A 25,701-nucleotide genomic window follows, 5' to 3' on the forward strand; every position below is an offset into this window, starting at 1 on the left:
TTAAGGTCTATTCATTCCAAAGCTTGACGCGGTCCTGTACATACTTCGTAAAGCCTTTTTCCATTTTCTCGACTCCTGCATCCAGCAATTGCTTCTGGTAACTATCCCACATCTTATCGAAGTCTTCCGGCTTTGCCATCACCATTTGCGGAATCTGCTTCCATGTAATGTCTTTCATTTTATTGGCGAGGATGGTCACTTCGTCATCACCTGGTACCGCTATATTCCAAGCGGCTCCCCATGCTTTGACCGGGAACTCTTCCTCTTTCGGGAACAGGTCTTTCCAGGTTGTAGCGTTATAAGCCTTGAGCGTTTCCTTATCGGCGCTTGTATACGTGCTCACGATTTGCTCCGGGAAATTCTTCGTATAATAATTGCCCGTGGAATCCTTGACGCCGTCACCGTAATGCGCGCCAATATTAGAATAGAAGCCAATGCCGGATTCTTGGCTAAAAGCCGTATTATCGTTAATGATGCGCTTCTGAACATCTTCCGGAACTACGCGTTTACCATCCTGGATCGTATAATGCTTGCCTTCAATTCCCCAGTTGTTAAGTACCTGGGCTTGCTCCGATGCCAGATAATCCAGGAATTTAATCGCCCTTACCGGATCTTTGCAGGATGTTGTAATGCCTACTCCCCAGCCAGCCATAAAGCCCGTGGCTTGGAAGCGGTTATCTTTATAAGCGTCCGACAACATAACCGAGTAATGCCCGTAGGTTTGGTCAAGCTTGTTGTCAGCTTTCAGTGCTTTTTCGCCGTCCGCATAACCCCAATCCGCGTCGATCAAACCGATTACCCGACCGGAGGCAATCTTCGCCAGGTACTGGTCATTCTTCTCTACGAAGCTTTCTTTATCCAGCAGGCCGATGTTATACATATGGTTTAGCCACTGAAAATACTCTTTCTCGCCTTCCGTACGGTAATGATAGGTAGCTTCATTCGTTTTCGGATCAATATAATACTCGCCGTCGCCCGATTTGCCAGTCGTTTCGGCTGCCGGGTTGGTTACGGTAATATACGTATGCCAATCATCCCCGTTGAGAGTGAGTCCGATGTTTTTATTCCCGTTTTCATCCGTCGGGTGCTTCTCCAAGTAGGATTTGATTACATTCTCGTAATCCTGCAGGGTCTTGACCTGCGGGTAACCCGCTTCCTTCACCGCGCGGTGCTGCAGCTCGAATCCGCCTCCCGCTACAAACGTTTGTCCGTCAACAGCCGAATAGGTCGGAATCACGTAGATGGACGGATCGTCGTTGCTGTAGCGCAGCCGATTAATTTGATCGCCAAACAGCTTCTTCAGATTCGGGGCGTACTTCTCGATCAAATCCGTCAGATCAAGCATGGCTCCCGCATCGACCAATTTGTTCAAATCCCCTTTGGGGCTGATCAGATCGGGATAATCCCCGCTGGTCGCGATGAGGGCTACCTTCTGTGCAGGATCGCCAACCGCAAACTCGGCATCAAGCGTAACGCCTGTCTGCTTTGTAATTTCTTTGCCTACATCATCCTGCATATTTCTCCAATTCGGATTGCCATCCTCGCTGAAGAACGAGAAGGTAACCGGGGAGGTCTCATTTCCCTGCTCTTTTCCCGTGTTACCGCTTACAACATTGCCATTGCCGTTATTTCCCGCGCATCCGGCCAATACGCCTACCGCGAGCGTAAAGACCATGCCCAGCTTCGAGATTTCCCCTGCTTTTACCATCCTGTATACCCCCATTTAAATTAAGATTCGTATATCGTATAAACAGGTTACCCTGCCGATACCGCTGTCAGATCAATCAGCTTTTCACCGCGCCAAGCGTCATCCCCGTAACGAAATACCGCTGCAGAAACGGATAGACCAGAAGAATCGGAACCGTAACAATGATTGTGATTGCCATTTTGACCGATTCCGGAGAAATTCTGTTCATCACTTGATTCATGCTCGTCCCGTTAACCTCTTGACCGCTGCTGCCCACCTGGGTGCTCTGCAGCACTTTCATTAACTCGAACTGCAGCGTGGTCAAATGCTCCTTCGAGCCGTTGTACAAATACGTATCAAACCAGGAATTCCATTGGCCAACCGCCAGGAACAGCGCAACCGTGGCCAGTGCCGGCAGCAATAACGGAAGAATAACGCGCCAGTAGATCGTAAAATCATTGGCTCCATCCAATTTCGCCGATTCCTGAAGGGCATACGGCAGCCCGTCGATAAACGAGCGAATAATAAACACATTGAATGCGCTTACGAGTCCGGGCAGCACATACACCCAGAACGTTCCGATAAGATGCATATCGCGCATGAGAAGGTAGAAAGGGATGAGTCCGCCCGATACATACATCGTCAGAGCCAGGAATAGGGATAAAAATTTACGTCCGTCGAATTCCGTCCGGCTCAGCACGTAAGCCAGCATGGAAGAGCTGATAAGCCCCAATACCGTACCGGCCAAGGTCCGCAGCACCGAAATCTTGAGTCCCGTAAGCAGCCCTGCGAACGAGAAAATAAGCGAATAATTGTCAAACGTCAGGTGACGGGGAAAAACCGTAATGCCTCCCCTTACCGTGTCGGTTGAATCATTCAGGGATATAGCCAGCACATTCAGGAACGGGTAAAGGGTACAGACCGCTACCAGCGAAATAACGAGATAAACGATCACGTCAAAGAGCCGATCCGTCAGTGAGATGCGAACTTTCACTATTTCAAGCCCTCCTTACATAATGCTTTCTTTGGTGATCTTCTTGAAAATGCCGTTCGCGACGAATAGAAGGATCAGACTTACCACGGAGTTGAAAATGTTAATTGCGGTGCCGAAGGAATAACGCCCCATTCCCAGTCCGTAGTTAAGGGCATACAGGTCAAGTACTTCGGATTTCTCTTTTACCAGACTGTTCCCGAGGAGAAACTGCTTCTCGAACCCGATGCTTATCAGATGTCCGATTGACATAATCAGCAAAATAATAATCGTGGAACGAATACCCGGCAGCGTAATATGCCAAATCTGCTTCAACCTGCTTGCACCGTCAACACGGGCTGCCTCGTAGAGTTCCGGACCAATCCCGGCAATGGCGGCCAGATAGATAATGGCGTTCCAGCCGGTTTCCTTCCAAATATCCGCGCTCGTCACCAGGTACCAGAACAAATTTTCCTTGGCCATAAACTGAATCGGCTCATGAATGAGATGCAAGCCTACCAAGATTTGATTCACAACGCCATTCTCGGCTGAAAGCATCTTCGTCACAATCCCCGCAACAACCACCCAGGAGACAAAATGCGGCAGATAGGAAACCGTCTGTACGAAGCGTTTCAGAAACGAAATACGGACCTCGTTCAACAGAACGGCGAAGAGGATCGGAATCGTAAAGCTCGCAATGAGCCCCATAAAACTCATCGCCAAGGTGTTTCGCAGCGCATTAAAAAATTGATCATCCTGAAACAACATCCGGAAGTTATCAAAGCCGACCCACTTCTGGTCGAAGAAGGACTTCCCTACTCGAAATTGCTGAAAAGCCATCGTCCAGCCCCATAACGGCATATAACTGAATACAAAAACAAAAATGACAAAAGGGACCGACATGTAATAAAGATACCGCTGCCGGACAATGCGCTGCCAAATGCTTATGACGGACAAATCTGCACCACTCCTCTGCTGTTTTTCTTGTTCACTTAGCATTATAATGGAGCAAATTAGACCTAATCCTTGATTTTAGGGTCTTAAAATAGCATGATTAGGACATCAAACCAGCTTACGTCATGTTTTTGAGGGGAGTTTTAAGTCTTATGACAAGCGTCCATTTAAATTGGTTTACCTCCGACGAGCAATTTCTGTTCTATATCGGATATGGCGGGCATGACGAGGACATGTATCTTCACGATCACGTGGATTTTTCCGAGCTCGTTATCGTTTTGAACGGAAATGCTACTCATATCGTAAACACCGAAGCTTCGTTTATTAAGAAGGGGGATGTCTTTGTTATTGACGGCGCTGCCTCTCATGCCTACAAGGATCCCCATGATTTCCGGATCTGCAACATCATGTACCGTCCGGACATCCTTGCATCAGCCGGTCCCGATCTGCGATCCTCCAACGGCTTCCGGGCGTTGTTCGTCCTGGAACCGTTTTATCGGAATATCCAGTCCTTCAGCAGCAAACTCAGCTTGCCGATCCCGGGCCTGGAATACGTATCCTCCCTCGTCGCCTTTATGATTGAGGAATACGCGGACAAGCTTCAGGGCTATCAGACTATGCTGCGTTCACGTTTCATGGAGCTTGTCGTTTATTTGTCCAGGCAATATCAGACTCAGGGCCAGCAAGGAATCCAAGGAAATCTGATGCATTTGGCGAATGCGATTTCCTTTATGGAAGACCACTATCTTGAGCCGCTTACGCGTGAGCAGATTGCCGAGAAATCGGATATTTCGGTAAGGCACTTAAACCGGATTTTTCAGTCCTATTATCAAACGACGCCCTTTGCCTATCTTCTGCGCCTCCGCCTGGAGCATGCGTGCAATTTGCTTAAGACAACCCATGTCCCGATTACGGAAGTTTCGTATAAAAGCGGATTTAACGACAGCAACTATTTCACCCGACAGTTCACCAAGGTTTACGGGATGTCTCCGAAGGTGTACCGCAGGGAGCAGTTTAATTAACCCCACAAAAAAACACCGCGCTGCGTGCAGCGGACGGTGCTTCCGAAGGTTCACTTAAACATCGTGGAAATATATTTGGCGATGCGGACGCTAATCTCGGCGCGGGCCGCGTAGCTACAACAAACCCAGTACCGGAGCGGTACTGGGTTGTCTTGTCACGGAAACTCTATTCGCTGTGCAGGGCTCTCCTCAATGGACTCCGTTCTTTGCTGCACCAACCCTCCGAGTATATAACTTTCACTCCCATGTGCTGTTGTTCGCGAAATTCCATGTTCGCTCAGCTTCCCTGCCATTTACCGTATAAAAATAATTGGTCACCGTTCTGTTGTGGAACGATGCCACGCCAAGATTATGATCGCCCACGTACCTGGAATTGGCGGCGTTGTTCACGCGCTGCTTGAAGAGCCGAGCAGGCTTGACTTCTTCCCTCGTCTTCTTCACGACAACCTTCCGTCCTTCGGCTAGATCCCATTCGATCATTGCGAAACCGTCGGTATCCGGGTCGCCGGTCAGCATGCTTCCGTCTTCCGTCAGAATGGAGGCCGGATCCGACGTCGTCAGATTGGCTGGGATCTTGGTGAAGGTACTGCTTGCATAGTTCTTGAGGGCACTGCTCGTCAGTTGAAGGAACCGCGCAGACCACAACGGCTCGTAAGTTGGCGAGGTGCCCCGCGGCGTCTTTGGGAGCGCCGTTCCGGCCGGCAGCCATTTCATGATCTCCCTCAATGTGAAATCGTCGTATATGACGGTCTTCATCGTCGAGGTGAATGCGTAATGGACATCCCCCGATAGAATAACGACATCCCGATCAGCCATCAGATTAAGGAATAGCAAGAGATGCTGACGATTTGCCGACCAGCTCTCCAAATCCAAGAAATACGGCCCAGCCACCGCGGATACGGCGTTCTGCAGGTCCTCGATGAATTTGTAGCCGAACACGGGTGCTGCGATCACGAGAACAAGCGGCAGATCGCGATTCTGATGCTTCAATAAGACATCCAGCTTACCTTTTGTCGCCGACCAAGATTGCGGATTCTTCAGATAAGCAGGAGCGCCTTCGTTGCTGCCACGCAGTCCGTCCTTCATGCCACGCTGCGTCCGAGTGTCGAGAAAATAGATGAATGGATAGGTTGGCGTATGAAACTCCCAATCGCGCAGTTCCCAGAATAACGCTTCGGTGCGTTTGTACTGCTTGTGACGATCGCGTATCCGGTCCGCAATTTCGTAAAGCATCTCATCGCTGTACAGATCGGGCTGATTCCCATACCCTTGCATCAGCCAGAAGGCCATCAAGCCATTAGCGACAATCCGGTTGCCTAGCGGGGTTTTGCGGACCTCCTTTTGCCATCTGACGCATAAATTCCAATCATCTGTAATGTCGTGATCGTCAAAAATCATATAGGTCGGGATATTCGCCAGCAGTCGCCGCACATCCCCGAGCGTGCTCGTGAAGGAATAATGTTTTCCAAACGGAGTTTTCCAATTATTCACGTTCCACATCAGCCCGTACATGGCCAAATATTCGGCGAACGTGACCAGATGGTTTTCGCTTTCCCCGGATGTGAACTTGGCGTACCTGGAGACGAAATCTTTCCTCCCGCCGATCCCGGGCAGGCTCGCCGCGACGGGCAGTTTCTCGGGCTCCGCCCCTTCGATTCGCCTGGCCAGTGCCATGACTTCGTTCATAACGGCCGGATCCACGTCGTCGGCATAGATTTGGTCGCCGCCCAGACAAAGAATGGCGGGTCGTTTATCCAGATCGCCAGCGTTCGCGGCAATAAGTTTGTCGCCATTATGAAGCGCATCCAGCTTGCCGCCCTGCTCGTCATGGATTTTGCGGCAGGAACCATACATCACGTTCAGCTTCTGCGACGGGCTCTGCAGGAAGAACGTCGGAAGCTTGCGCTCTCCGTAAGCAAGGCCGAGCCCGTCCGTCGCCACGATCGTCTCGAATGGCTGGTAATCCGCCTGCTCATTAGGGTCCAGCACTCCGATGCTGTACTCGAGCAGCGTGCGCACGGGAAACAGCTTGCCTTGCTCGCTTGGGATCACGCGACCGAAATAAAAAAACAGCGAAGGCGAAACCTGGATAGGCACGGGTGTATCGTCATGTCCGAGCCAGTAGTCCTTGCCGTGCTCCCTGACCGAGAAGATCAGGTTGACCGGCTTGAAGACGGCCAGACAGATGACGACGAGATCCTGCTGGGCCCGCCGAAGCAAAGGACCTACAAAGATATCTTTTGCGTCCAATGGATTTCCCTCCCGTCAGAGCTGCCGCCCGGTCTTCGGATCGTACACGACCTCTACGGGCACAACTTGATCGGTGGGAAGCACCTCGATCCATTGATCGAAGATCTGGAAATGCCGGTCTGTATTGTTGGGATCAGGATTCTGGCTGTTCGGATCCGCGCGAAATCCCCCTTGCAGCGGATAGAAGCCATGCTCGAACACCTTTTCCACCGGGGTGGAATGGACTTTATTATCATCGTTTATTTCCGTGCTCGGATACGTCTTGACCGTGTTCGACTCCGTGTTCTTATCGGCAACTTCGAGGCAGAGAAAGTCAATGGCATGACGGATCGTGACGTCCGCGGCGGGATCCAATCCGAGTCTCGTGCGAATGGCGGTCAGTTCGTCATCCGTTGCGGCATAAGAGGCATCAAGTCCGTCGGAGCCTTCGACGTCGGCATTCTGCAGCCAATTGAGCGCGGCTTGCTCCTTCCCGGGACGGATCGGGATGACCGCTTTCACCCAAGGCGCGTTCAGAAACGCGTTGCGCAGGTTATCGCCGTCCAGTTGAAGCAGCCAGCCGAGCGAGCTGCCCATCGGAGCCGGCGCAGATTTTTCTGTTATAAGGTAATTGTCCTGACGCACAGTGCTGTCACTCCAGGTGACGATGCTGTCGGCCAACTGCGACTGGAGGTCCGGCAGATTGAGATGCTGATATGCACGGGGCTTCCACCATTCCGGGGCTACGAAATACAGCATCTTGTCGATGTCGAAGATCGACAGCAGCAGCTCGGAGAGGACATGCCGACTGCTGTCGCTAGCCGAATAATATTGAAAGCCGGTCATGAGCGAACTAATCAGTTTGCGGTAGACGGCGATCCGCTCCTCTTCCCGCAATTCTTCGTAATTTCGCTTTGTGATGCCGCGCGCCAGCTCGACGCGCTCTTTGGCGGATTTGACGAACGTTTCCTTGGTGATCCGGTTATTCTCGGCGGTAGCCGCTTCTCCCTTCAGCTTTTTCGCGGTATTCGCGGCGGTGATCTCCGCCCGTTTAGCCGCACTCGCGGTGCATTTCACGACGGTGCCGACCGCGAAATCGATCCGTTTGTCCCACTCGATGCCGCCAGATCCCGTAATGACGCCGATCTCGATTTGTCCGCTCCCGTTGAACCTCGCACCGAATGCCCAGACGCCCGTGAAGTCTTCGCCGGACGCAGAGAGCTGCGCGGCTTGAAAAACGCCCGCTTCCTTGACGATTTCAAATCCTTCCGGAGGTGCTGGAGGGTCCATGACCGCTACCGTGACAAATCCGGTTTTCCGTTTATCGCCAAAGTTCCAGACCGCATTTGTCTTGAGCGGGATGAATTGGTCGGCCGGCACGGGTATTTCGGTCTGATCTGGAACCGGCAGCAGATTGGACGGCTGCGCGATATGGATCAGATTGGCGAGACCGAGGCCTTCGCCCGGCTCGTCAACGTAAGCTTCCCAGCAAAGATAGGTGCCGACATCCTGGACCTGCACCCCGACCTGCCTCATCTTGCGGCGCAACTCGTAGTTGACCAGCTTCTCCGTGGTATTCGTCAGCACATAGCGCTTACTCGACGTATCCGTAACCTCCGTAATCGTCTTGAACGTCGATTTATAGTTTTCCCGGATTTCACTGGAGAGCTTCTCGCTCTGCTGCCGCATCTTCTTGTGAACCGTCTCTCTTGCTACCTGCTGCGTCTTGTCCATATTCAGGCTGGCGGTGGCTGATGCACTGCCCGTTCCCCATGATTGATTGACCGTAGAGGTAACGCCGAGCTTCAAATCTTCCTTGTTGTCCTCCTTGACCGCTTGGCTGATCTCATCCTGATCCGTCGTGCTCGTCTCCATCTTCTTCGTCGTCTCGAGGGAGGTCTCGACCGTCTTCTCAACGGTCGTCTTGCGGGTGCTGACTTCGATCAATTCGACAGTCGAGCCGGGACTTAGCCATACATGGCCGGTCGGCGTTCCAAGAAAGCTGTCCAGCTCGAAAAAATATTGCCGGTATAAATGAACGATGCCAAGCGGGGATAAGGAGACGTCCTTGACGTCCTTCTTTGGATCAAACGAGAGATACGGATCTGCAGCGAGATCAGGGGCAGTCTTCTCGAGCACGTCATAAAAGGCTTTTTTGGCATCGAAATCCGGGTTCGTGTAAAAGATTCGAGTCAACCCGTCCGCCCGTTCGTTGATAAAGAGCTCTTGAAGCACGCCAGCAATTTCGGTCTCGTTCTCGAGTGCGAGGCGAATGTCGGCTTTGCTTTGCTCGCGCAGGCGATTCGTCAACTCCGGATTGTTCGCATTAGTCCTGATGATCACCTTGCATTGGTTTATGGAAGTTTCGGAGTAATACTCGATGACCTGGTTGTTCAAAATGCCGCGCAGTTCATCCTCATTGACGAACTTCTTCCACTCTTCCACGCTTTTCGGCATCGCGCCATACTCGCGAAGATTATTACTGATCGTACGGAGCAGGATGGAATCCTGCTCCTTCAGCGTCGGACCGGCGAATCCTGCCGGCACGAGGTTCGGCGCCGTTACGTAGCAGTCAGCATTGATGTCGATTGGCGTCCGATTCGCCAGATATCGCTGCAGCCGCGGCAGCAAGCCGCTCTTTTCCAGCTTTATGCCCATTTGCAGCTTGTCGAGCACGCGTTTCGATTTCCAGCCGATCAGCGATTGATGCACACCGAACAGCTCACTCGCATACGGCAGCACGGACTGATAATCGACGAGATCGGTAATTCGTTTCACGTTCGTCATTGGGCGATTCTCCATTCGTTGGAATTTTATCGGAAAATGTATCCGCCGTGGGACTATGGCCCATGTGGCAAATAGAATATAGCACACGGTAGGACGAGTCGCATGCACCGCCAGTATGGAGTGGATTGTAACCTCGGACTTATTCCTTCCCTTCCATTCATCAATACCCGACATCGTTCGCCAGCCTGTATCCCTAGTCGGGTCAACAGCTGCAGCACGGTGCTTTTGCCTCCGCCCGCCCCCCGCGCCCGCTCCCAACTGTTTGAAATTACCTTTAAATATCCCTTGCATAGCGAACGTACATTCGGTATATAATAAGATACGAACATACTTTCGCATTTGTATTGGAGTGGGGATTATGGAACGTGTCATTATGCTGATTGACTGCCAGTCGTTCTACGCGTCCGTCGAGAAGGCCGCGCATCCCGAATATAAGAATGATCCGGTCGTTGTGGCCGGCGATCCTTCGAGGCGTTCGGGCATTATTCTGGCTGCTTGTCCGCTTGCGAAGCAGTACGGCGTCACAACGGCCGAGACTCTTGGCGAAGCGCTTGGCAAATGTCCGCAGCTCGTCATTATCAAACCGCGAATGCAAGCCTACATTGAAGTCTCGCTTATGATTACCGATATTTTTCGTTCGTTTACCGATCTGGTGGAGCCCTTCTCCATCGACGAACAGTTCCTGGACGTTACCGGCTCCTTGTCATATTTCGGCTCTGCCCAAGAGATTGCAACGCAGATCCAGACCAAGATCATGCTTTATACTGGCGTATGGGCGCGGGTTGGCATGAGCTCCAACAAGATTCTGGCCAAGATGGCGACCGATATTTGGGCGAAAAAGAACGATACGGGTCAGTTTACTCTTCCGAAGTCCGAGGTGAAATCTTTGTTATGGCCGCTGCCGGTGAGCAAAATGTTTGGCGTTGGCTCGCGCATGACCGCGCATTTTCAGCGAATGGGGATTACGACGATCGGGGAGCTGGGCAGCCTTCCCTTGCCGGAATTCAAGCGTCGGCTTCAGGCGCGGATGGGCCGCAACAGCGATATTCAGGCAGAGCTGTTCTGGCAGACGGCAAACGGCATTGACCCAAGCCCGGTCAAGCCAAGCACCCATGACGCGCAGCAAGCGGTCGGTCATCAGATGACGCTTCCCAGGGATTACAGCAAACCGCAGGAGATCGACGTTGTCCTGCTGGAATTAAGCGAGGAGGTTTGCCGCCGCAGCCGCGCGAAGGGCTATATGGGCTGCGTGGTTGCAGCAGGCGCGCAAGGTGCGGACTTCGAACGCCCAACCGGCTTTTTCCGTCAGATGACGGTACCTGATCCGACGAATATTACGAAGGAAGTATTTGCTGCGGCCCGCACGTTATTTTACGCCCATTGGGACCGGTTGCCCGTACGCAAGCTTGGTATCACCTTGTCTAAGTTGGTACCCGACGATCAATATCAGCTTACCCTGTTCGGCAACAGGGAGAAGGAAAGAAAACTGGATCGCGTCACGGACGCGATCCGCCATAAATTCGGAACGACCTCGATTCTCCGGGCGTCCTCGCTGCTCGAGTCAGCCCAGGCCCGTGAACGCAGCGTCAAAATTGGAGGACACTACAAATGAGCAAGAAATTGGAGGGAAACGGCCGCTGGGAATCCAGCCGCATGATGCTGCCTGAGCACCGGGAGCAATATTTGGAGCGGCGTGAGCCGGCGAAGGCCTCCGGCCCCGTCCCCGTTCCAACCAAAGAGGAACTTGAGCTAATTCGGGATTATGTGCTCCTCCCTATGATGCTGACGATCGTGGACAAGAACTGCAAGGACATTGAGTTATCCTTCTACTCCATGAGGCAGCTGTACATGAAAGCCTCGCGCGTCCTGATGGGGCATATACACACGGATCTGACCGCTGTTCGCAAAGCGCTTAAGGAGCGCAATATCCGGGTCTTCCTCGAGGAGAGCGACAGTGAGCACGGAGCGATTCATTACAAGTTCGTTTGCCGCGGCTACGAGGACCGCTTCTCCATGATTCGCGATGCGGCCCGCGCCGAGATCAGCGTGCGTATCGCCAAATATATCTCATTGATGTTTAAATAACCTTCCGAACACCGCGCCCGCTGGCAGCAGCGGGCGCGGTGTTTTTATCTGGTCCTCTGCTCCTCCTGCCTCAGCTGCTGGGCAGCAAGCACGGCAAGCTCAATTTTGTTCAGCAGCAGGCCGTATTCGTTCGTCAACTCGAAGCTGCGGGGGAGCTTCAGCTTTCGGAAATACGGCAGGATGCCGTCAGCCGAGCCGAACCAGTCTTCCCGCTTCGCGGTCTCGAGCTCCTGGTTCGCCCAGGCATCGCGAAGCTCCGGGCTGTAGAGAGGCGCGGCTCCCGGCAGAAGCTTGCCGCCTAACAATCGCTCCTTGTACAGCGCTGTGGGCGGCTCCCGGCGTACCCGGGCGAACAGATGCGGGGCATAGTCCGCCCTTGACCCGGTATGGCGCGCATTCGCCGCAAAAGCCAGCGCCCCTCCCCGTACCCGGGGTACGCCGAATAAAACGGCATACAACGATTTGCCGAATTCGATCCGTTCGGACAGATCGTCGAAGTCCTCCATAATTAATCCCGCCAGCCGCAACTCCCGCTCCCCTTCGGTATGATACGGGAACATCACCGCGTTCAGCTGCAGCAGCGACTGCATGCCGAAGAAAAGGGTGTCGAGCACGTTTTTGCGGAAGTAATCGTCCTGTACTACCCGCTGCTCAATGAAATGCTGCTCGTTCACAATAAGCGCCACCGTTAGAGGCACGGAATCGCGTCTTCGCCAGAATTGCTCCCATACCGGCTTCATAAACCGTGTTATCCCAAAAGCCGGAAGCAGATGAAACAACGGACGCTGCACGCGTACGCTTTCCTCGTAGAGCAGCAGCTGCGGATAAGCATCGCCAAAAATAAACGTATTCGCATGCTCTAGCAGCAAGAAGACCGACTGGCGCTTATCGCCCGGGAGCAGCTGCGGCAGCCATTCGCCTGCCAGATCCGTCATATTCCACCCGCCGTTACGGGATACGAGATGGGCCAGCATCGCCCAGTGCAGCTCCGGATGCCGTTGATACATCAACCGGTAGGCTTCCGTCCGCGTCACGTTATTGCGGTTCAGACGGGAGGTCTCCGCCCGAATCCGTTCGATAAGAATTTTCTCTTGCCCGCTCCATTCGCCGGTCACCTGCTCCGCCTGCTGCTCCTCCAGCTTCCGCCATTCTCCCTCCAGCTCGGCGACCGCATCCTCGGCAAGCTGCAGCGGAGCTGCTTCCGCGAGCATCTCATGCGAAGCCTCGAGGCCATGCCATTTGCCCACCGCATAATCCCATGCGGCGGCAGGCAAAGAAAAAAACTGTTTGATTTTGCGAAGCCGTAGTCCGAAGCGGCCGCGCCCTCTCCCCCTGCTTAACATCGACCGCCCTCCTCTATCCTGGTAACACAAGTATTTGCCGTCAGGCCGCCTGTTCATGCATAATAAAAAGCAAAGAACGGGCGTGAAGCATATGCTTTCCCAAAAAACGTTTTAGGAGGACTGGCTATGTGCGGAAGATATACCATCACCGTATCGCTCGAGGAGCTGATGATTCGTTATATGATCGGCGAGACGAAGGTGCCTTACCATCGTCCCAAATACAACGTGGCGCCTGGCCAGCAGGTGCTTGCCATTATTAATGACGGTCAGCGCAACCGGCTGGGCGAGCTGCAGTGGGGGCTTGTTCCGCCTTGGGCGGACGATCCGAAGATCGGCAATAAAATGCTCAATGCCCGCTCCGAGACAGCCGCCGAGAAGCCGGCCTTCAAGACGCCGCTTCGCCGCAAGCGCTGCCTGATCCCGGCAGACGGCTTCTACGAATGGAAAAAGACGGACGGCGGCAAGCAGCCGATGCGTATTGTCCGCAAGGACCGCTCCATCTTCAGCATGGCGGGTCTATACGAGTCGTGGCTTGCGCCGGACGGCACAACCACCGTTAGCACCTGTACCATTATGACGACCTCTCCCAACGAGCTGATGGCCCCGATCCACGACCGGATGCCCGTGATTTTGCGCCAGGAGGACGAGCCCTTCTGGCTCGACCGGACCGTGCAGGACCCGCAGGCCCTGCAGCGTCTTTTCCTGCCGTATGCGGCGGAAGAGCTCGAAGCCTATCCGGTATCCCCAGCGGTCGGGAGCGTCAAGAATGACACCGCCGAATGCATCGAACCGGTAAACCCGGGCGGCCAGCTGCATCTGTGGTAGATAGCTTTTAAATGCTACATTGGAATTCATGCAGCATATGACGGCAATCACCCCCTTGAATGGGATCTACATTGGATTGCGTACAGGATAATCAGCGCATTTCGGCGAAAAGAAGCCAAATCAAGAGATTTTACTGTAGATAATCCAACGTAGCATCAGAGTCTCTTCATTCCAGCCCGATTTTACTGTAAATAATCCAACCTAGCATCATCAAGCGAAAAAAAGGAACTCACCGGGTATTGAACACCGAATCGGAAAATAAAAAAAAAGCCGACCGCAAAGCGGTCAGCGGAACATCCCCCATAGCTTCAGCAAATGGAAGGTGTTGTTTGGATCTATTTTTTGCGCAAGGACAAAATCGATAATCTGTTCTTCCTGAATATCCGTCAGCGGTTCCTGTAAAATAGAAGTCGCTGATTTCACCAGCTTCCGCACCTTTACCCGGTCCTGCAGATCATACTTCGTGACATTGCCCAGCAACAGCCGTATCCGGTCCTTAACGACCGGATTTTTTAGTTTGAATTTGACGCGTTCGACCAATTGCGGCCGAATGCCGTACTTTTGGTAACTCACCAGCCTTACACCTCCATCCGGCATTCCGATGATTCGATCGTTTAACTATATGCCGTAAGAGGGAAGATATTGCTTAGTCGAGCTGTTCCCCTTGAAAAATTTGATCCTTCAGCAGTTGGACACGCATCCGTTCAAAGGTCGGATTCGTCCAGAAATCATCCCGTCCGGCGAGCTCCGCCGCATCGTCGCGGGCAAGCTCCAGCATCTCGTAATCCGCCGCCATATCCGCGATCTTGAACTCCGGCAGGCCGCTTTGCTTCGTCCCGAAGAAATCCCCCGGTCCCCGCAGCTCCAAATCCCGGCGAGACACCTCAAAGCCGTCGTTGGTCTCCGTCATCACCTTCATCCGCTCGCGTCCGTTCTCCGACTTCGGATCCGCCACGAGCACGCAGAACGATTGATGCTCCCCGCGCCCGACGCGCCCGCGCAGCTGATGCAGCTGGGAAAGCCCGAACCGCTCCGCGTCCATGATAATGATAAGCGTGGCGTTCGGAACGTCGACGCCAACCTCAACAACCGTTGTCGCAACAAGCAGCTGCGTCTCGTTGTCGCCAAACGCGCGCATCACTTCATCCTTCTCGGAAGCCGACAGCCGGCCATGCAGGAGCCCCACCTTCAAATCCGGAAAAGCCTGCTGCATTTGCACGTACAAATCAATCGCATTTTGCACATCCAGCTTGTCCGACTCCTCGATCAGCGGACAGATGACGTACGCCTGGCGTCCCTCTCCAACCTCGCGCCGGATAAAACCAAGAACGCGGTCCATCATGTCATGCTTGACCCAATACGTCTTAATGGCTTTGCGGCCATGCGGACGCTCCTTGATCGTGGACACATCCATATCCCCGAACGCCGTAATGGCCAGCGTTCTCGGGATTGGAGTGGCCGTCATCGTCAGCACATCGGGATTCAGCCCTTTGCGGCGCAGAATACTCCGCTGGTTCACCCCGAACCGGTGCTGCTCGTCCACCACAACTAGCCCCAGGCTGCGGAAAAAGACATCGTCCTGAATAAGCGCATGCGTACCCACCAGAATATCGATCATGCCCATCTGCAGCCCGGCAAGCACATCGCGGCGCTTCTTCTCCGTCAAGCTGCCCGTCAGGAGAGCGACCTCTATGCCCGTGTCCGCAAACAGCTTCTGCAGCGAGCGCAAATGCTGCTCGGCCAGAATCTCCGTCGGCACCATTAGAGCCCCCTGATGGCCGGCTTTGATCGTGCAATACAGCGCAATAGCCGCAACGACCGTTTTGCCGGATCCGACATCCCCTTGCAGCAGGCGGTTCATCGCCGCCGGTTGGCGCATATCCGACATAATCTCGTTAACAACCTTCTTCTGGCCGTCCGTCAGCTCGAAAGGAAGCGTAGCCGCAAAGTTGCGGATCGTCTCCCCGTTCACCTGATGAACAATGCCGTCCCCGCGTTTCCGCGTTAAAGAACGGTAAGCCTGAAGCTTCAGTTGAAAAAGAAACAGCTCCTCATAGACCATCCTCCGGCGGGCTTCGAGACCTTCCTTAACCTCTCCCGGATCGTGGATCCGCTGCACGGCATCCCGCCTTGCCATAAGCCCGTGGCGCTCGACAAGCTCATGCGGCAGCACCTCCTCAATCATGGCGCCGTATTGAAGAAGCGCCTGCTTGATCGTTTTGCGCATCCAGGCCTGCGTAATCCCTCCGCCCACGGAATAAACCGGCTGAAGCGTGCCCGACTTCACCATGCCTGTAGACTTGTCCGCAAATTCGGATTCCGACACGGTCATCTGCAGGCGCTGCTGCTCCCATTTGCCCGTCAGCATAATTTCTCTGCCCGGCGTCAGCTGATTTTGCAGAAAATGACGGTTGAACCAGACAGCCGTCACCAGCATATGGTTAACCTCGATTTTGCAAGTCAGGCGCGATTTGTTTTTGCCGTACCGCTGCAAAATCCCGTTTCCGCGAATCGTTCCCTGCACGGTCACCTTCTCGCCGTCTTTGATCTCGGCAAGCTCCCGGATGCGGTAATCTTCGTATCGAAATGGAAAATAATCCAGCAAATCGGCGACTGTCTGAACGCCAAAGGCGTGAAGCTCTTCTTCCTTCGGAGCGCTCACGCCTTTAATTTGCCGGACCGAATACTGTTCCAGCGTCATTGTTCTCTACCTCACACTCTGCGCATGAACACAGCCATCGTGCCGGGACCTACATGGGTTCCGATTACGGCACCGACGGTTGCGTATTCAACCCCTTGAACATTGAAGCGGGCTTTAATCAGCTCGAGGAATTCCAGAGCAGCTTCCTTATTCGTGTTCCAGGCGATTGTTACAATAACCGGATCCTGGCCGCAGGCATCGCCAAGCATATCCATAATCCGCGCCATTGCTTTTTTCGTACCGCGCATTTTATCTACGGCATACACGTAGCCTTCTTTGTCGAGCGACAGGATCGGCTTAATATTAAGAATAGATCCGATAAGAGCCGAAGCTTTGCCGATCCGTCCTCCTCTTTGCAAATATTCAAGCGTATCCACGAGAAAATACAGCTGCGTTTCCCGCTTCATCCGCTCGATTTCGGTCATAATCGCTTCTTTCGAAGCCCCTTCCCTGGCCATTTTGGCTGCTGCTACAACGCGCATGCCATAGGCGTAAGAAGCTGTTTTCGAATCGATAACCGTAATATCCGGGTCTCCGTCAATCATCGAGCTGGCGATAACGGCCGACTGGTAAGTTCCGCTGACCGCGCCAGACAAATGAATCGAAATAATCGTCGCCCCGGGATCCTCCCGCAATATGCGTTCGTATACCTCTTGATACTCCATCGGCGATGGCTGGGACGAAGTAGGCATTGCCGGCGATGCCGCTACCTTCTCGAAAAACTGATCCGTATCAATCGTAACGGCATCATAGTAAGTCTCTTCCCCGAACAGAATTTTCAGCGGAACCATCTCAATGCCAAGCTCTTGCCTCAGCGCGAGTGGAATGTCCGATGCGCTGTCGGTCACGATGCTTATGTTCCCCATACGTCCCCTCCCAACTTATTATGGCTATTCCATAGCGAACAAATATGGATATAAAGGCTGGCCGCCGGAATGAACCTCAAGCTCAATATCCGGGTATGCCTTCTCGATCCATTCGCATAGTTCGGCTGTATCGGATTCCTTCGCATCCTCGCCGGTCAGGATCGTCAGAAGCTCGCCGCCCTCTTCGGCCATCGCCGCCATCAGCAGCTGGCAAGCCTCAAGCAGGGTTGGCTTGGAGGAGACAATCGTCTTCTCTTTAATCCCCATATAGTCGCCTTCTTGGATGTCTACGCCGTCAATCGACGTATTCCGTACCGCCTGCGTCACTTGGCCGGATACGACCTGCTCCGCCGCGCTCTTCATCCATGCCGCGTTGCGCTCCGCCGATTCCTCTTCCTTGAAGGCAAGAATCGCGGCCAGGCCCTGCGGAATCGTTTTTGTCGGAATAACTGTTACCTGGCGTCCGCTCAGCTCCGCGGCTTGTTCTGCCGCGAGAATGATGTTGCTGTTATTAGGGAGCAGGTAGATATGCTCTGCCGGCAGTGATTCAATCGCGTTCACGAAATCCTCTGTGCTCGGATTCATTGTTTGTCCCCCGGACAATACGATATCCACCTCGTTGCCGAGGAAAATGTTCGCGATGCCTTCGCCAAGCGCAACCGCAACGATGCCAAATGGCGCAAGCTCATGCAGCTTCTCAGGCGCGACCACCTGCGCAGCCGGTCCTGCCAGCAGCTCCGTCGACGAAATGTCGCCGGTCAGCGCGTACTCGGGTACCGGTGCAAAAGGCTCAGCCGCCGCTTCATGCTCAAGCAGGTCGCGGTGCTGTTCCCGCATATTCAGAATATGGAAGTCCGTCAGCTCGCCGTAAGCCATGGCAAGATTCAATACATCTCCAGGCTTGCGGGAATGGACATGCACTTTGATAATATCGTCGTCGGCAATAACGAGAATCGAATCGCCGTCTTTTTCAAGCGCCTTCTTGAAAGCGTATTCATTAAAAAACACTGCAGGTTTCCCGCTGATTTTGCGATTAATAAAGAATTCCATATCATACAGGAACTCGATATCCTCTGTCGCCAGCTTCGATTGCGCGGATGCCGGTACGGACGGTTTTAGGGCGGCCGACGGTCTGTTCGCCGCAGCCGGTTGCGCCGCAGCCACTTCTTCCGGTGCTGCCGCTTCGGACGGGAATGCGAATACCTTCTCCTGAATGGTACCGCTATGCGTCAAATATTGAACAAAGCCCTCGTAAATAAAGACGAGACCTTGTCCGCCGGAATCAACGACGCCAACCTGCTTCAATACCGGCAGCAGATCCGGCGTGCGCTGAAGCGCTTCATTTGCCTTCGCATGAATCTCTTGCATCAGTTCAACGACATCACTCGTTCTGCGGGCATACTGAACGGCATGCTTGGCCGCTTCTCTTGCTACCGTAAGAATCGTTCCTTCGACTGGCTTCACGACTGCTTTATAAGCCATATCGACGCCGTTTTGAAAGGCAGCGGCAATCTGCAAAGTCCCGGCCTCTTCCAGGTTGGAGAGCGATTTGGCAAAGCCGCGGAATAACTGGGACAAAATAACCCCCGAGTTGCCCCTCGCCCCCATCAGAAGTCCTTTGGACAATGCTTCAGCTGCCTTTCCCAAATGGTCGGATGGCTTGTTCCGCAGTTCACGAACCCCCGAGACAATCGTTAGATTCATGTTCGTACCCGTATCTCCGTCTGGCACCGGAAACACATTTAATGCATTAACCCGGTCTACATTTCTTTCTAAATATTCCGCACCGAGCAGTGCCATGGCGGTAAAATCAGATCCGTTAATGGAGCGCTTACTCAACGACAATTCCCCTTCCTAAAAGAATTGCAATAGCAATTCTAACTTCGTAAGCATTGACTACGTAGATACCCTTACGTCTTGAACAAATATATGAACCTGGTCCACTTGAAGACCAATTACATCATTGAGGACGTATTTTACCTTGTTCTGTATATTATGCGCGACTTCGGAAATTTTCGTGCCGTAGCTTACGATAATATGCAATTCAATATGAAGCTGTTCGTTCTCCCGGCGTACCTCGACGCCCTTCGACATGTTCTCTCTGCCGAGCAGCTCGGCGATGCCGTCCTTAAGCTGTTTGCGGGAAGCCATCCCGACAAGCCCATAACAATCCATGGCTGCAGAGCCTGCAATCACTGCAATGCAGTCATCATTCACAATTATCTGTCCAAGCTCGTTCTTAATCTGCAGTGGTATGGGAATACACTCCTTTACCGTAAATAATATGGACTAAGGATTATTGTACTATAAACCGCTTGATTATAGAAGGGCGCAAGGCAAAAACGATGACAAAATCCATCATTTCATGTACATTTAAGTTGCTGATACACAACAATTGTGATACGATAGTCAAGTATGTTTATGTGCAGGCTTGACCCAGGTATTTTTTAATACAGCTTGTGCTAACAATGCAGCTAATGGCTCAAAAAGCAAACTCTAAGCGCATGCTTGCAGGAAAGCCTCGCTTTCTTGCGGCACAACCTTAAGGAGGTGTACTCATGTCCCGCAAATGTTTCATTACTGGTAAATCGCCTGGTACAGGCAACCATGTATCCCACGCAAACAACAAAAACCGTCGTTCTTGGGGTGTAAACGTGCAAAAGGTTCGCATCTTGGTAGACGGCAAACCGAAACGCGTTTATGTCAGCACACGTGCACTGAAATCCGGCAAAGTAACTCGCGTTTAATTGACGGATTCCAACCGAGCGGTCTAGCGCAAACGGCTGACGCCGTCATTCTGGCGGCGCAGCGAACGTTTCGCTATGAAATATAAGCGTCGTATACTTGTTTATACTTTCTTATATTTAGACAAAAAGCACCTGAGCTCAGGTGCTTTTTCTTTGTTCATTTCTCCGGAATGCAACCCGCCCTCTGACACGGAAATAGTGGAGCCGTTTCACTCTCCGGATCGGAACGCCTACCGCCTGCACTAAATGGCGGACCGTTCCGCCTTGAATTCTAAGGATCATAAGTTCACCTTTATCTCGCTTAGAATTCTACGGATCAGAACGCCTTTCGCCGCTTCTACAATGGCGGGACCGCTCTGCCTTGCCCACGATCGTTCGTTAAGCCGTGCATCGGACCTAATTTTTTTGGAAGGTATTCAATATTGCTTTTACGAATCCGCCCAGAAATTTCGGCAGTTTGATCGTGTAAAATTTCATGCCCATCCCTCCTCAGACACGCTCATCGAAATTGGATGTGTACCAATAATGAAAACGCAAAAATGGCTACACGAACCTTCGTTCATGTAACCATCCTATGCGATGCTAAGCTGTCCTATTCCAAAGCGCCGGCTAGTATTCTATTAGCCTGCCGGCATCGGATTATCCCGCATATAAACCACGATTGCGATGACAAGAGCCGTAGCGAAATAAACGATTATTGCGGAAACGATAAAGGAAATCCGCGGTCCCCAGGTAGAGAAGCGCTTAAAGCATTTAATGGCGATAAAAAGAGCCACCAGGGAGAATACGTACTTGATAGGCGAGCTGATGGCCGTAAAAAGCCCTAGCAGAACGCCTGCTGTTATCGCGTAAAAAGCAATCCAGAACAGTTTCTTCCAAATACTTTCCTCTAACTCGAAATCTTCATCCACACTCGTTACCGAAGCGCAGCAATCGCGGCCGCGCGATCCCTTTCCCCGAATACGGCGTTGCCTGCTACAAGCACGTTCGCACCGGCTTCTACAACCTGCTTGGCAGTAACGCTGTTAATACCGCCGTCCACTTGCACGTGAACATGGCCGAGGCCTCGTTCGTTAAGCGTTTTGCGAAGCTGGCGAAGTTTATTGAGCGATTCCTCGATAAAGGCCTGTCCCCCAAAACCAGGGTTAACCGTCATAATGAGGATCAGGTCAACATCCCCCAGAATATGTTCCAGAACCGACAATGGCGTGCTTGGATTAAGCGCAACGCCGGCAGGCAGACCCAAATCCTTAATCTGCTGGATTGTGCGGTGCAGGTGCACCGTTGCTTCGGCATGAACCGTAATCCGGTCAGCTCCCGCCGCTGCATAGCTCGGAATCGACAGCTCCGGGCGTTCGATCATCAGGTGCACGTCAAAAGGAAGCTTTGTAGCCGGACGTACGGCCGCGATAACCGGAGGACCGAAGGTTAGGTTCGGTACGAAATGACCGTCCATAACATCGACGTGAATCCAATCCGCTCCGGCCTCTTCGGCTGCTTTGATCTCTTCTCCAAGCCGTGCGAAATCCGCCGACAGGATAGATGGTGCGATAATTGCCATATGGTTTAGTACCTCCGCTTTCTCTCTTTCATTTCCGTCATAAACGTTAAATAATTCTGATGGCGGCTGGGCGCAACCGCGCCCTCCTCTACCGCCTTCAGCACTGCGCAACCCGGCTCGTGCACGTGGGTGCACGCCCGGAATTTGCAGTCCGGCGCAAGCTCGCGCATCTCGCGGAAGCAGTACCCCAGATCCTCAATGCCAAGCTCCGTGAAATCAAGCTGGCTGAAGCCTGGCGTATCCGCCACGTAACCGCCGCCTATCTCGACGAGTTCCACGTGGCGCGTCGTATGCTTGCCTCGGCCGAGTCTGTTGCTGATCTCGTTTGTCTCAAGCTCAAGGCCAGGTACAAGAGCATTCAGCAGCGAGGATTTGCCCACGCCCGATTGGCCCGCGAAGACCGCTACATGCCCTTTAAGTCGGCCATGCAGCTCCTCAACGCCTACGCCCTGGCGCGAGCTTGTGCCGTATACTTCATAGCCAATAGCCGTGTAAATCCGATTTACCGCTTCGGCAGCGGCTATGGCTTCTTCCGTCTCCTCGCCGTCCTGCTCCAAGTCCTGCTTGCTCAAGCAGAGCACCGCTTCAATACCGGAATGCTCGATGTGCACAAGGAATTTGTCAAGCAGCTGCAAATTCAAGGTAGGCTCCGTCACGGAGAAGACAAGGATAGCCAGGTCTACGTTAGCGACAGGCGGCCGGATCAACTCGGAAGAGCGGGGCAGGAGTTCCTCTACCGTGCCCTCGCCGTTCTCCGTTAAACTGTACACCACGTCATCGCCGACTAGCGGCGTTAAGCCTCTCTTCTTGAATACGCCGCGAGCACGGCATTGCACCGTCTGCTCCGGCGATTCCGCATCATGCGGCAATACGTAGTAATAACCGCTGAGCGCCTTGACGATTCTTCCCTTGGCTTCACTAGTGCTGCTCATCTGGAGTGCCTCCGTTGTCGTTGCTATCTGTCGGATCCGCATTTGCCGGCTGATCCGGATTTTTCGTTTTCTCTGTCGGGTCGGTGCTGGTCTCCGTATCCGTGTTGCCATTACCGTTATTGCCATTATTACCGTTATTACCGTTATTACCGTTATTGCCGTTGCCGGAACCCGGTATCGTAAGCGAAGAGGAGTTCGAGCCCTGAGCCAGCTCCTCGTAAGTGATCGTGCGCGTATCCACGAATTGACCGTCCCGGTAAACCGTCACTCTGGCCTCCGTATTTGGCGCCAAAATAACTTGCACGGGGAAGGATTGGGTATCTTGAATTTGGCGTTTGCCCCACTCGATGTCCTGACCGCGCGCATCGGAATACACAATGCGGATTTCGCTTGTTTTCCCCGCTTCGGCAGGCGAGATCGTTACGTTGAACGTATGGTTCTTCGCGTCCTTAGGAGGACCCGAGCTTACGGTAATCGTTATTTTCGATCCTTTAGGCACCGGATCGTTCGGCTTGAATTGATCCTGGTCAATGACGAATCCTTTGCCTTGCGTGTAGCTCGGCTCTTCCAGAATATCGTCATCCTGCAGGACCAGCCCGTTAGACTTTACGATATCTTTCGCTTCGGCAACGGTATGGCCGATCAGATTCGGCATCGGAATCGTTTCGCGGCCTTTGCTGACCATAAACTTGACGGTCGCCGTCTTCGGATCGAATTCCGAGCCAAACTCCGGCGTCTGGCTTATGATCGTGCCTGGATCCTGGTCGCTGAATACTTGCTCCGCAGAAATCTGATCTTCAGGCACGCCGAGCGCTATCAGATCATCCTTAGCCTCCTGCAGCTGCTTGCCCTTATAGTCGGTTATCTTCTCCAGCACAGCACCGTCGCTGACGGACAGCTGAATCCAAGAGCCTTCCTTCACCCGCATATTGGCCTTATCCTGCGCAAAGACCTCGCCGGCAGGCACATCGCCCATAAACTCGTGAATAACGGGCTCCTTGACCCTAAGCCCTTTTTCCTCAAGCATCGTCCGAGCCACATCCTCCTGTTTGCCGACCACAAAAGGCACGTCCACTTCCGGCACGTCAAGCTTGTTCAACAAAGCAAAGAAGCCCCAAATAATCAAACCCAAGATGACGAGGGTTACCGCTACAATCGTTGTGGGACGCTTCCAGCCTTTAGGCTTTCCGCTTGCTTTCTCGTCTTTCCATTCCGGTTCCGTCTGACTTGAGGCAGCCGTCGCCTTGTTTGCCCGTTCAAGAGGAACGGAGGCTTCGACAGGCGGAACAGGCGTTAATTCGTACTGCGGCGCGGAATTGAGCATATCGCCCCGTATCGCAGGCATCACGCGGGTCTCATCGAGATCGCTGCCGCTCGTGAACGTCGCCTTCGGTTCGCTCAAGCGGCTTGGCTTGAGGCAAGTATCCAGGTCGTTAAGCATCTCGCGGGCCGACTGATAGCGTTCATTCGGATTTTTGCGCATCGCGCGCAATATAACGTTTTCCACGCTCTGCGGGATATGAGGGTTCACCTTCCTAGGCTCCTCGAACTCCTCCTGCAGATGCTTAAGCGCAACGCTGATCGGGCTTTCCCCGAAGAACGGAAGCTTTCCCGTCAGCATCTGATAGAGCACGATCCCTAGGGAGTACAGGTCGGATTTCTCCCCCGTACTTATCCCTTTGGCATGCTCGGGCGAGAAATAATGCACCGAACCGACAACCGATCCGGTCTGCGTAATCGTAGAGGAAGTTACGGCACGGGCAATCCCGAAATCCGTTACCTTCACTCTTCCGTTTTTGCCGATCAAGATGTTATGAGGCTTAATATCGCGATGAATAATATGATTCTGATGGGCGTGCTCCAGCGCATCGCCAATCTGCACGGCAATCCGCACCGCTTCGTCGGCCTGCAGCGGCGCACGCTCATGAATGATTTCGTTAAGATTATGACCCTCGATATATTCCATTACGATGTAATGGGTATCCTCTTCCTGCCCTACATCGTAAATGCTGACGACATTAGGATGGGATAGAGCGGCAGCCGACTGCGCTTCCCTGCGGAATCTCCGAATAAATTCCTCGTCATGGACGAATTGCTGTCTTAGCACCTTTACCGCGACGTTACGGTTCAGCAGGATATCATGCGCTTTATAGACAAGCGCCATCCCGCCTCCGCCGATTCTCGTTAAAATTTCATAGCGTCCACCTAGTTGATGTCCGATCATCCGTTGTCACCTCCTCGATAAGCAGCGCTTTCCTCCTGAAGAAGCACGACCGTAACATTGTCGTCTCCTCCGGCTTGCAGCGCCAATTGAATGAGGCGATCCGCTTTATCATCCAATCCCAGCCCTTCCTCACGAACCGTCTGCAGCATCTCTTCGTCGCTGACCATATTGGTCAGACCGTCGCTGCACAGCAGCAATACATCGTTATCGGACAAGGCTGCGGTATAAATATCTACCTCGACTTGCGCGTCCGTACCGACGGCACGCGTAATAACATTGCGGCGCGGGTGATGCGCCGCTTCTTCCAGGCTGATCTGGCCCGATTTGACCAGTTCGTTGACGAGGGTATGATCCTCCGTCAGTTGCGCAATTCCATCTGCGGTAATGAGATAGGCGCGGCTGTCCCCGATATGCCCGATAATCAATTGCTGTTCCCTGTACAGGGCAGCTACGATTGTCGTTCCCATATTGTAGTACTGCTCGTTGCGTGATGCCATATCGTAGACGACGTCATTAGCCATGACAAGCGCCTGGCGAATCAGCATTTTCCCCTCTTGCATCGATAAATCCGCCTTCGACGCGCTCTTCTCAAGCATGTCTCTGAACGTATTAACCGCCAGCTGGCTCGCTACATCCCCGGCTTGATGGCCGCCCATTCCGTCGGCGACAATCGCTAAAGTAATGCCGTTATCCAGCTGTCCTACCCACGAACGATCTTCGTTAATATGACGAATTCGTCCGACATCGCTTCGGTTTGCCGTAATCAAC

At 53.0% G+C, this 25,701-nt stretch carries 22 protein-coding genes; 5 read left to right on the forward strand and 17 right to left on the reverse strand.

Annotation, left to right across the window (positions count from 1 at the left end):
• Positions 1-7: 7 nt before the first annotated feature.
• From ACR9FF_RS18280 to ACR9FF_RS18290, 3 genes are all read right to left on the reverse strand, one after another.
• The gene (locus ACR9FF_RS18280) at positions 8-1,708 is read right to left on the reverse strand and encodes an ABC transporter substrate-binding protein (RefSeq protein ID WP_435163551.1); all 1,701 of its coding nucleotides are present in this window, start codon (positions 1,706-1,708) and stop codon (positions 8-10) included.
• A 76-nt stretch (positions 1,709-1,784) separates the two neighbouring features.
• Complete coding sequence (locus ACR9FF_RS18285) at positions 1,785-2,681, reverse strand: carbohydrate ABC transporter permease (protein WP_435163553.1); 897 nt, start codon at positions 2,679-2,681, stop codon at positions 1,785-1,787.
• A 15-nt stretch (positions 2,682-2,696) separates the two neighbouring features.
• Positions 2,697-3,560: an ABC transporter permease gene (locus ACR9FF_RS18290; protein ID WP_236013223.1), complete on the reverse strand. Its 864-nt coding sequence runs from the start codon at positions 3,558-3,560 to the stop codon at positions 2,697-2,699.
• A gap of 203 nt (positions 3,561-3,763) precedes the next feature.
• On the opposite strand from ACR9FF_RS18290, the gene ACR9FF_RS18295 reads away from it, so the two are divergent.
• On the forward strand, positions 3,764-4,633 hold the full coding sequence (locus tag ACR9FF_RS18295; RefSeq protein ID WP_201001101.1) for a helix-turn-helix domain-containing protein: 870 nt from the start codon (positions 3,764-3,766) through the stop codon (positions 4,631-4,633).
• Between the two features lie 237 nt (positions 4,634-4,870).
• On the opposite strand, the gene ACR9FF_RS18300 is transcribed toward ACR9FF_RS18295, so the two are convergent.
• Together ACR9FF_RS18300 and ACR9FF_RS18305 are read right to left on the reverse strand one after the other, a co-directional pair.
• Positions 4,871-6,883 (reverse strand): hypothetical protein, encoded by a 2,013-nt coding sequence (locus ACR9FF_RS18300; RefSeq protein WP_435163556.1) that lies wholly within the window; start codon positions 6,881-6,883, stop codon positions 4,871-4,873.
• Between the two features lie 15 nt (positions 6,884-6,898).
• Complete coding sequence (locus ACR9FF_RS18305; RefSeq protein WP_435163558.1) at positions 6,899-9,649, reverse strand: peptidoglycan-binding protein; 2,751 nt, start codon at positions 9,647-9,649, stop codon at positions 6,899-6,901.
• A 358-nt stretch (positions 9,650-10,007) separates the two neighbouring features.
• On the opposite strand from ACR9FF_RS18305, the gene ACR9FF_RS18310 reads away from it, so the two are divergent.
• A complete protein-coding gene (locus tag ACR9FF_RS18310) occupies positions 10,008-11,261 on the forward strand; it encodes a DNA polymerase IV (RefSeq protein ID WP_435163560.1) in 1,254 nt (417 codons plus the stop codon).
• Positions 11,258-11,734, forward strand: coding sequence for a hypothetical protein (locus tag ACR9FF_RS18315; RefSeq protein WP_435163562.1), 477 nt, complete (start codon positions 11,258-11,260; stop codon positions 11,732-11,734). Before ACR9FF_RS18310 ends, ACR9FF_RS18315 begins: the two co-directional genes overlap by 4 nt.
• A 44-nt stretch (positions 11,735-11,778) precedes the next feature.
• Here ACR9FF_RS18315 and ACR9FF_RS18320 read toward each other — a convergent pair whose 3' ends face one another.
• Entirely contained in the window at positions 11,779-13,077 is a 1,299-nt protein-coding gene (locus ACR9FF_RS18320; protein WP_435163564.1) for a DUF2515 domain-containing protein, read from the reverse strand.
• A 126-nt stretch (positions 13,078-13,203) separates the two neighbouring features.
• Between ACR9FF_RS18320 and ACR9FF_RS18325 the strand changes: the two genes are divergently transcribed.
• A complete protein-coding gene (locus ACR9FF_RS18325) occupies positions 13,204-13,902 on the forward strand; it encodes an SOS response-associated peptidase (protein WP_435163566.1) in 699 nt (232 codons plus the stop codon).
• Between the two features lie 285 nt (positions 13,903-14,187).
• Here ACR9FF_RS18325 and ACR9FF_RS18330 read toward each other — a convergent pair whose 3' ends face one another.
• From ACR9FF_RS18330 to ACR9FF_RS18350, 5 genes are all read right to left on the reverse strand, one after another.
• The gene (locus tag ACR9FF_RS18330; RefSeq protein ID WP_127493404.1) at positions 14,188-14,475 is read right to left on the reverse strand and encodes a stage VI sporulation protein F; all 288 of its coding nucleotides are present in this window, start codon (positions 14,473-14,475) and stop codon (positions 14,188-14,190) included.
• Positions 14,476-14,548: 73 nt separating this feature from the next.
• On the reverse strand, positions 14,549-16,603 hold the full coding sequence (recG, locus tag ACR9FF_RS18335) for an ATP-dependent DNA helicase RecG (RefSeq protein ID WP_435163568.1): 2,055 nt from the start codon (positions 16,601-16,603) through the stop codon (positions 14,549-14,551).
• An 11-nt stretch (positions 16,604-16,614) separates the two neighbouring features.
• A complete protein-coding gene (locus tag ACR9FF_RS18340; RefSeq protein WP_435163570.1) occupies positions 16,615-17,469 on the reverse strand; it encodes a DegV family protein in 855 nt (284 codons plus the stop codon).
• 24 nt (positions 17,470-17,493) lie between these two features.
• Positions 17,494-19,308, reverse strand: a complete 1,815-nt coding sequence (locus ACR9FF_RS18345) for a DAK2 domain-containing protein (RefSeq protein ID WP_435163572.1) — start codon at positions 19,306-19,308, stop codon at positions 17,494-17,496.
• Between the two features lie 57 nt (positions 19,309-19,365).
• Positions 19,366-19,725: an Asp23/Gls24 family envelope stress response protein gene (locus ACR9FF_RS18350; protein ID WP_015845316.1), complete on the reverse strand. Its 360-nt coding sequence runs from the start codon at positions 19,723-19,725 to the stop codon at positions 19,366-19,368.
• Between the two features lie 302 nt (positions 19,726-20,027).
• On the opposite strand from ACR9FF_RS18350, the gene rpmB reads away from it, so the two are divergent.
• On the forward strand, positions 20,028-20,216 hold the full coding sequence (rpmB, locus tag ACR9FF_RS18355) for a 50S ribosomal protein L28 (protein WP_015845317.1): 189 nt from the start codon (positions 20,028-20,030) through the stop codon (positions 20,214-20,216).
• Between the two features lie 396 nt (positions 20,217-20,612).
• On the opposite strand, the gene spoVM is transcribed toward rpmB, so the two are convergent.
• From spoVM to ACR9FF_RS18385, 6 genes are all read right to left on the reverse strand, one after another.
• On the reverse strand, positions 20,613-20,693 hold the full coding sequence (gene spoVM / locus ACR9FF_RS18360; RefSeq protein ID WP_010345573.1) for a stage V sporulation protein SpoVM: 81 nt from the start codon (positions 20,691-20,693) through the stop codon (positions 20,613-20,615).
• A 143-nt stretch (positions 20,694-20,836) separates the two neighbouring features.
• Entirely contained in the window at positions 20,837-21,127 is a 291-nt protein-coding gene (locus ACR9FF_RS18365) for a hypothetical protein (RefSeq protein ID WP_127493412.1), read from the reverse strand.
• A 5-nt stretch (positions 21,128-21,132) separates the two neighbouring features.
• Entirely contained in the window at positions 21,133-21,777 is a 645-nt protein-coding gene (gene rpe, locus ACR9FF_RS18370) for a ribulose-phosphate 3-epimerase (protein WP_127493415.1), read from the reverse strand.
• A gap of 5 nt (positions 21,778-21,782) precedes the next feature.
• Complete coding sequence (gene rsgA, locus ACR9FF_RS18375; RefSeq protein WP_127493417.1) at positions 21,783-22,709, reverse strand: ribosome small subunit-dependent GTPase A; 927 nt, start codon at positions 22,707-22,709, stop codon at positions 21,783-21,785.
• Entirely contained in the window at positions 22,696-24,933 is a 2,238-nt protein-coding gene (gene pknB, locus ACR9FF_RS18380) for a Stk1 family PASTA domain-containing Ser/Thr kinase (RefSeq protein ID WP_435163575.1), read from the reverse strand. The genes rsgA and pknB overlap by 14 nt, the downstream gene beginning before the upstream one ends.
• Positions 24,930-25,700, reverse strand: coding sequence for a Stp1/IreP family PP2C-type Ser/Thr phosphatase (locus ACR9FF_RS18385; protein ID WP_127493421.1), 771 nt, complete (start codon positions 25,698-25,700; stop codon positions 24,930-24,932). Before ACR9FF_RS18385 ends, pknB begins: the two co-directional genes overlap by 4 nt.
• Position 25,701 lies beyond the last annotated feature (1 nt).

This window comes from Paenibacillus glycanilyticus (genome assembly GCF_051200795.1).
GTDB classification, from domain to species: Bacteria; Bacillota; Bacilli; order Paenibacillales; family Paenibacillaceae; genus Pristimantibacillus; species Pristimantibacillus glycanilyticus.